General features: G+C 33.2%; 9 protein-coding genes. All 9 read left to right on the plus strand.

Features of this window, described 5'->3' with window-relative positions; translation table 11 throughout:
* Positions 1-625: transposase (locus MM213_RS20260; RefSeq protein ID WP_241414708.1), on the plus strand; the 625-nt coding region annotated here is incomplete at its 5' end.
* 52 nt (positions 626-677) lie between these two features.
* Entirely contained in the window at positions 678-1,037 is a 360-nt protein-coding gene (locus MM213_RS20265; RefSeq protein WP_241414709.1) for a hypothetical protein, read from the plus strand.
* Complete coding sequence (locus MM213_RS20270) at positions 1,027-1,452, plus strand: hypothetical protein (RefSeq protein ID WP_241414710.1); 426 nt, start codon at positions 1,027-1,029, stop codon at positions 1,450-1,452. The genes MM213_RS20265 and MM213_RS20270 overlap by 11 nt, the downstream gene beginning before the upstream one ends.
* A 171-nt stretch (positions 1,453-1,623) precedes the next feature.
* Entirely contained in the window at positions 1,624-2,286 is a 663-nt protein-coding gene (locus tag MM213_RS20275; protein WP_241414711.1) for a hypothetical protein, read from the plus strand.
* 171 nt (positions 2,287-2,457) lie between these two features.
* Positions 2,458-2,838: a hypothetical protein gene (locus MM213_RS20280; RefSeq protein ID WP_241414712.1), complete on the plus strand. Its 381-nt coding sequence runs from the start codon at positions 2,458-2,460 to the stop codon at positions 2,836-2,838.
* A gap of 298 nt (positions 2,839-3,136) precedes the next feature.
* Complete coding sequence (locus tag MM213_RS20285) at positions 3,137-5,482, plus strand: McrB family protein (protein WP_241414713.1); 2,346 nt, start codon at positions 3,137-3,139, stop codon at positions 5,480-5,482.
* On the plus strand, positions 5,482-6,801 hold the full coding sequence (locus tag MM213_RS20290) for an McrC family protein (protein WP_241414714.1): 1,320 nt from the start codon (positions 5,482-5,484) through the stop codon (positions 6,799-6,801). The genes MM213_RS20285 and MM213_RS20290 overlap by 1 nt, the downstream gene beginning before the upstream one ends.
* A 228-nt stretch (positions 6,802-7,029) precedes the next feature.
* Entirely contained in the window at positions 7,030-7,254 is a 225-nt protein-coding gene (locus MM213_RS20295; RefSeq protein WP_189586811.1) for a hypothetical protein, read from the plus strand.
* A gap of 10 nt (positions 7,255-7,264) precedes the next feature.
* Positions 7,265-7,837, plus strand: coding sequence for a DUF2971 domain-containing protein (locus tag MM213_RS20300; protein WP_241414715.1), 573 nt, complete (start codon positions 7,265-7,267; stop codon positions 7,835-7,837).
* Positions 7,838-7,994: the final 157 nt, after the last annotated feature.

The raw sequence follows: 7,994 nt of genomic DNA on the forward strand, positions 1-7,994 counted from the left end.
GAATGAAATCATCGATTCGGATGATGATAAGCGAGAACACTACCTCGAATCAAAACCCCATAAAAGAGTAAATAAGAATACCCCAAAAGACATTGATCTAAATCTAAAAGCGTATCAGATGTTTGAGGGAACAGATCTTTTGGCAATTGAAGGTATGAGCTTTTCTACGGTTTTGGCATTGATGAGTGAAGTAGGCATGGAAGGGATCAAGAAGTTTAAAACAGCCAAGCACTTTGCTTCATGGCTTAGGCTTGCCCCAAACAATAAAGTAAGTGGTGGCAAAGTACTGTCTAGTAAAGTGCCAAAAGGGAGCAACAGACTTAAAATAGCCTTGAGAAATGCTGCAAATGCCATCGGGAACCTGAAAGACTCTACACCCTTGAGGGACTTCTTTCAGAGGATAAGCTTTAGAAAAGGCAGAGTTTCTGCCATCAGCGCCACAGCAAGAAAGATTGCAGTCATCATTTGGAATATGGTCGTAAAAGGAATTCCATATGAAAATCCCGAAGGCTATCTTTTCTTGGATCAAAAAAGAAAGTTGGGCTTAGTTAAGAGAATAAAAAAACAAATCGATAAATTCGGTCTGACTAATGAGGATTTAGGCCTCGAAATCAGCTCAAATTGAGGGAATTTATTTACGTTAGTCAGAATTTTAAAAGACGACCAAGACAATACTGATGAATGAAAAAGAATTGACAGATAGAATCAAAAATGCTATCATTTTACTTCAAGATGGACATTCATTTAAAGTAGGCGACTTGACATTTGGAAGCGACAATAAAAATAATTTTTTTGTTTCAGGTTGGGCAGAGAGTTATGACCTTAAAAACATATCAAAAACCAGAGCTTTAAATGAATTGAATGAAACAAAGGAACTGTTTTCGAAAATGCTTTCAGCTTCACCTGACTTGAGAAAGTTTATTAAAGACAGGAATATAGAATATTCCGTTTCTTACAACTATGGAATGGGAAGTCTTGAGTTATGCAGAGAAAAAAACGGAAATATTGAATGGACAACCGAATTAAATGACAATTAAAGAATTACATAAACGATTGGAAGAAAGTGGAATTTCGGAAGACCAATATTTCCTTCACGGACTTTTCGGCTCTAATGACGACAATGACAAAATAGGTTTAACAATAAGACAAGGACAAAACGGACTTGAATATGAAACTTTTTATAAAGAGCGTGGCGAAAAACACTCAATAAGAACTTTTACGACTGAAAAAGAAGCTTGTGAACACATTTTTAAAAAACTCATTGACGAACAAACACTTTACAGAATCCAAAAAATTGTTGGACTATCAGGAATGACAGTCAATGAAAGGCTTTGGGAAAGCGGACTAATGGACGAGTTTGATAGAGCCAGAAAGAAAGACAAAACAAGAGCGAAAGAAATTTTAAGGTGGTTAAGAGTTGACGAACCTTCAATTCTAAAGATAGTAAAATGACGACCGAAAGAAGAAAAACGCCCTATAACAGCACCTACCCAAAAGTGGCGGTTCAGTGGTTAAATCAAGCTTTGTACTTCTATCAAAGTTTGTGCTTAACTGACAGTGAAGTGCTTCGAAATCGCCACCTTCGGGTAGCTGCAAAACGTTACCACACATTTGAGAAAAACAATGATTGAACAATTAATAGAAAGAACAAATACAACAGAATTCTATCAAAATGGACATTTACATTTGACTGAATTAAAAGGCCAGATAGGTCAATATAAGACAATGGAGTTCAATTTTGTGGTTGAAGAGCAAGACGATTTTGGGAAAATGCATAATGCCGAGCATTGGAGATTAATAGCTCACAAAACAATTGATTTTAACGGAATTTATGCAGACCTGTATCTACCATATATTAAACTGAAAATTTTAACTGACCATCCATTACTCTGGACTTATAACAAAGCAGAATTGGAATGTGAACTAATAAAGTTTCCAGAAAATCCGAGCGAATTTATAGGTGATTTATTCTTTGAGTATGAAAAAGTTGCTGGAAATTGGATTCCGCTTCACAAGAATTTTTGGGCTCTGAATGAATATTATAAACAAAACGGAAAGCGGAATTTATCGATACCTAAACCGTTAAAAGAATCCATTGAAAAAGTGTGTAAAAAACACGGAATAGAATTTAAAGTAAAAACGGAAACGGACGGATATGATAAAGGTTACGCAAATCGTCCGAATGCAAAACTTTTGATTTTTGGAAACGAAGACGTTAGCCCAAACGATTTTAGTTTAGGACAACCATATATAATCGCAGATGAATTTATTGCAAACCGAAGATAAAAAACGTGTGGTAACAGCGTGTATAAGAAATAGCGGGTTTAGTGCTGCATTAATGGTCAGTGCTTTTAATAAAAGTCAGTACCAAACTGAAAGTGAAGTGCTTTTTAATCCGCTACTTCTCATACACGCAAAACGACGTTGGCTGCAAGGCGTAAATAAAATTCAACAAACTTGAAACGACTGACCATTTTACTATTGACTATTATTTCATTTAGTGTTCGCGGACAGGACTCAACTTTCGGACTTATTGGAGTTTATGAATCGACTCAAAATAAATTCGAGAGATACTCAATTCTAATTCTTGAAAAGGACAAAAAATTTATTTACAAATACGGAGTTGGTGGCTGCCAAGGAGAAGTTAAAGGGACTTGGACAATTCAAGATAAAAGACTTGAATTCTTAAATGACCAAGAATTCTTAAACAATGATATAATCAATTACCCAAATTTAGCCTTGACTACTTGGACAATAAAGAAGAAAGGAATTAAGCCAGACAAGTTGGTAAACAGCGGTTGTGTAAAGGACAATAAACTGCACGTTAAGAATAAATAGAATTGTTGACGCTGGTCATTTCCGCCTGACCTAGATTTATCATATGACAACTTTTATTCAGGCAATTATGACTTCATTAACTGACAGTGATTTGTGCAAATAAAACGGTCGACAGAAACGCCCAGCAGCCAACACCGTGTTTGCGCAACAGCCGGTGGACATTAATGATTTTACTATATTTACAAAACAACGTTCAGCCATGCCGGATAGTAAAGTTTTCAAAACGGCTGATGCGCAAACACTAAAACGTTGGGTGCAAGCCTAAAAGACCGAGACCGACATAAAATAAATTGACATTATGACAGAACAAGAAATAAAAAAAGGGATTAAAGATGTTTGTGAAATTTCATCAGAAATTGCAACACTTTATGCCGACAATAATGCTTTAGTTGCAAAATTAAATTCAGTCCCACAAGACGAGCTTCAAAAAGCATCTGATTATTACGCTTCTCGTTCTGGTGTTATTGTTGACTTAAGAAAAGACGTACTGAAATATCTCAAAGACGGCAGTAAACTTGACTTAACTACTCTCGAAGGCTTCATTGTTAAACATAAAACTGGGAAAGAAAATCAATATCGTGCTTACAAAAATTACTATTCAATATTTTTCCCGATTATTACTTTTTACGGGCATAATCCAATAAGAGAATTCATCGACCAATTTATTTTTGAAATTATAAACAGACTTCAATTAAAGGACAAAGTAAAACACATATACTTTGACTTTCAAGGTGCGAGACAACAAGGTAGCGATAGACTATGGTTTGCATTATTTAATAAAAATCAAGCAACACAATCGACTGGATTACAAATTTTTTCAGACTTTCATCATGGTACAATTAAATATGGAATTTACAGGCATTCCGATGCTTCATACATAAAAGGTCCCATTGAATTATCTCCTGAAAATTTTGATTTTGAGGAAATGTTGAAGTTCTTCGAAGAAAACAAAAAACTAATTATTGATGACGAACCAATTAAAGACAAACTTCTAACTATTCCACTTTATCAAAATCGACTTTATAAAATCTCTCATGGCTCATTTAAGACAAAAGCTAACGAAAGCATAAGAGATGTTTTTAAGGAAAATCAATGGATAGTTATTCATGAAAACACCAAAAAAGGGCAAGCAGAAGCTTTTAAAAATGACTTAACAGAAGGTGACTTTGTTTATATCACAATCGGAGGAAATGAGTTATTTGCAATTGCTAAGGTTAAAGCGGGTTCATGGGGATATGTGCCAGAAGACATAACGGACGAAAATGGTTGGATTTATAGAGAGGTAGAATATGTTAAATCTGCAATCAATCCAGACCCTTCACCATTGAAGTCACTAAAGGAGTTTATTTATCCTAGTGGCAATAGCACATTTACGGAAATTACAATTGATAAAATTGAAGAAGCCAATAGAAATATATTCGAGCCTCATTTTGGAGTAGAATTTATCTCTAAAGGTGCGACAAAAATTAAGGAACAAGGAGAATTCCAAAAGCACCCTAACAATATTATTTTATTTGGCCCTCCTGGAACTGGAAAAACCTACAACAGCATAGACAAGGCAGTTGAAATCGTCACTGGTATTAAAAGTAATCATGAAGACAGTAAAGAGATTTTTGACAAGTTAAAAAAAGAAGGACAAATTGAATTTGTCACATTTCATCAAAACTACTCATATGAAGATTTTATGGTTGGAATCAGACCAGATATAGAGTTCGACCAATTACGTTTCAAACCATATCGAGGTATATTTTATGAAATAGCAAAAAAAGCAAAGGAGAATTATTTAGCTTCAAAAGAACAAACAGCATTAGCAAAATCTTTTAGTCAAGTTTTCAATGAAATAATTAAACCAATAGAAGAAAAAAATGAAAGTGTTGAAATCACTATGGTTTCAGGACTTAAATACAAAATCACGGATGTAAGTGATACTACTATTCATTTTACAAAACCATCTGGCGGAACTCAACATACTTTAAGCATTCAAACACTTCAAGATGTAGTCGAAGGGATTAAAGAAGTAACATCAGGACTTTCCGTTTACTATAACCCTTTAGCTAAATTAATTCAAGAAAAGAGAAAGCCATCAGGAAGTGGACAAAAGGAAAAACTCAAAAACTTTGTATTAATCATAGATGAAATAAATCGAGCAAATATTTCAAAAGTATTTGGCGAACTGATTACTCTTTTGGAAGAGGACAAAAGAATTGATGCTAAAAACGAATTGCGACTTACTCTGCCAAACGGAGATAAAGAATTTGGCGTTCCGCCAAATCTTTATTTAGTTGGTACAATGAATACAGCTGACAAATCAATTGCTTTAATTGATATTGCTCTTCGCAGACGTTTTGAATTTATTGGATACTTTCCTGATTATAGCAAGTTGGAAGAGAGTGATGGAGACTTTCTAAAACACATCAATAAGGAAATATATTCTCGTAAAAAATCTGCCGACTATTTAATAGGTCACGCTTATTTTATGACAGTTATCGACACTTTTAAAGTTATCAAAAACAAAATCATTCCATTATTAATGGAATACTTTTCAGGTAAAACAGAGGTTGTCGAAGAAATTTTTAAAAATAGCTCGTGGGTTATCAAATACGATATTGAAAAGTATGATTGGATTATTCAACCTGCCAACTAATGTTTACACTTTTTGAATATGGCCAGCAAATTTCAGTAAAAGACAGAATTGGTCTTGAAGGATACTTGCGTTTTCTTTGGCAGGATTATAAAAATTTGTGGGTTGATGAGAATCAAGAAACGGAAATTATAAACAGCTCAAATTATCAACCTTTCATTTCTTTTGATGGTGAAAAGGCTAAAGCAAATAATTTTGTTGGCTTCATAAATTGCAATGATGATTCATTGGAAATTTATCCAAAAGTCTTTCAGGGCATGCATCCCCCTAATAAGGATTTAATGCATAGACATTTATTCTATTGGTTTAGCTATTGTAAGAAAATAAAATTCCCATTTAATCAATCTTTCCTTGACAACTTTGAGATTGACCGTTTCCCTGAACTAATTATCTATTTAATTGGAAAGCAAATCAATGAAACTGTAAGTTCAAAACCATTTTCTGCATATGAGGAGGTAGAAGAAGCATTAATAACTCCGAGAGGCAAAATTAACTTTAATAGATATACCACAAATCTGTCTTACGGCAAACATCAATTCATTGATTGTGATTATGAGCCTTTTGTATATGACAATAAAGTCAACAGAATAATTAAACATTGTGTAAGGTTATTATTGTCACAAACGATAATGCCTGAAACTCAAAGAATACTTCATGAGATTATTCATGTACTTGATGAAGTTGAAGACCAAGTATGCACAATAAATCAACTGAATCAAATTAGAATTCCGACATTATTTGACGAGTATGAAGATGTGATGCAATGTTGTAGAATGATTCTTGAAAATAAGATATATTCACACGCTGAATATGAAATGAAAAATTGGAGTTTACTATTTCCAATGGAATACGTTTTTGAAGATTTTATTTCAGGTTTTTTAAAAGACCATTTCAGCAAAGACTTTGAAATTGAATCTCAAAAATCAGAACTTTATCTGCATCAAAATCCGAAAACCTTCAACTTGCAACACGACATTTTATTGACAAATAAAATGACTAAAGAAAAAATCATTATAGACACAAAATATAAGCCTAGATGGGATTTAAAATCATCTGACAACAAAAAAGGCGTTTCTCAGGCGGATATGTATCAAATGATTAGTTATGCATATCGAAGAGGGACAGACAAAGTAATTCTTATATATCCAAACACTTCCGAAAAACTTGCAGAAGATTATATTTTTAGAATTCAGAAATCTAATGACAACGAAGAAATTAAAATCAAAGTAATTGACGTTCCATTTTGGTCTTCTGTTAACCATTCTGAAGTTGAGACAAATTTATCAATCAAACTTGACAATGTACTGCGAAATGACTTTTGAACAAACAAGACAAGGAAGGCCAGCACCCAACAGGCGTTTGGCTCAATGGCGGGTGAAGTGGTTAATTGAACATTCTACCTCGCATCAATTTTTGTGGTTTATTGACAGTTTTCTGCTCCGAAATCCGCCACTGCGCCAAGCGCCAAAACGTTGTAGTGCATTTAAGAAAAAAAAACTGTACACAAATAAGTAAGAAAAATAAATATTAACTAACTAAATAATTAAGCTATGTTCAAAAAATTTAATGAATTAAAGAAAGGTGTAAAAAGAGCAATTATTGTTGGAACAATTCCAGGTGCCATGATATTAGGAGGAACGTTAGGAGCATTTAGTGAATATTATTATGACATAGATGAATTTTTTCTTTATTCAATTTTTCCAGGAATTCCATTTTACTGGATTTCAGTATTGATTGGTGTTTGGGTTTATGATGGTTTCAAAGAGAATAATTAGTTTTTAAAAAATGGAAAGTAATATTGTTTATAAATATTCCGATTGGAATGACCATTCAAAGGATGCCCTTAAAAACAGATATTTTTGGTTTTCAAAACCTACTAATTTCAATGACCCTTTTGATAGTAATATGAATATTTTAGGCGCTTTTAATAGTTCGGAAAATATTTTTACTCAAACAAAATGTCCTGAAAATGGAACTCTTTTAGATTTTGTAAAAAGAAAAACAGATGATTTCGGAATTCTTTGTCTTACTAAACCAGCATTAAAAGGTAAAATAGGAGATAAAGGATTTAATAATCTTCATTTTTGGGCGCATTATGCAAATTCCTATAAAGGCATTTCAATTGGTTTTGATGCAAAGGAAATTGAAAATTATTACTCTGATAAGCTATTTTGCAAAGCACAACTATTGAAAGTAAATTATTTTGAAAAACCAATTGATATTGATTCGTATGATTTTATTATTAATCAAGATGAATATGGGAATACCTGTATATTCCGAACCATCTTGACCACCTATTCCGGTGATGTTGACCACTTTTTTCTGATGATGTTGACCACCCCGTTAAATGAAGGTTAATGTAATCTAGGGTTAAGATTCCGGTGATGTTGACCACTGTCAATCTGACCATGTTGACCATTTTATTATAGTGGTCAGTATTGTCAGAATGACATTTTTGACCACTATTATTTTATCAGTTATCGTTTGCTTTATGGTAAAACTAACACCGTAAAGC

The sequence above is a fragment of the Belliella alkalica genome (assembly GCF_022549785.1).
Lineage (GTDB): Bacteria > Bacteroidota > Bacteroidia > Cytophagales > Cyclobacteriaceae > Belliella > Belliella alkalica.

What these genes read in the sequence shown, in the direction of transcription:
- MM213_RS20270 (WP_241414710.1), top strand. Translation starts at nt 1,027, where the DNA reads ATGACAATTAAAGAATTACATAAACGATTGGAAGAAAGTGGAATTTCG.
- MM213_RS20275 (WP_241414711.1), top strand. Translation starts at nt 1,624, where the DNA reads ATGATTGAACAATTAATAGAAAGAACAAATACAACAGAATTCTATCAA.
- MM213_RS20285 (WP_241414713.1), top strand. Translation starts at nt 3,137, where the DNA reads ATGACAGAACAAGAAATAAAAAAAGGGATTAAAGATGTTTGTGAAATT.
- MM213_RS20290 (WP_241414714.1), top strand. Translation starts at nt 5,482, where the DNA reads ATGTTTACACTTTTTGAATATGGCCAGCAAATTTCAGTAAAAGACAGA.
- MM213_RS20295 (WP_189586811.1), top strand. Translation starts at nt 7,030, where the DNA reads ATGTTCAAAAAATTTAATGAATTAAAGAAAGGTGTAAAAAGAGCAATT.
- MM213_RS20300 (WP_241414715.1), top strand. Translation starts at nt 7,265, where the DNA reads ATGGAAAGTAATATTGTTTATAAATATTCCGATTGGAATGACCATTCA.
- MM213_RS20265 (WP_241414709.1), top strand. Translation starts at nt 678, where the DNA reads ATGAATGAAAAAGAATTGACAGATAGAATCAAAAATGCTATCATTTTA.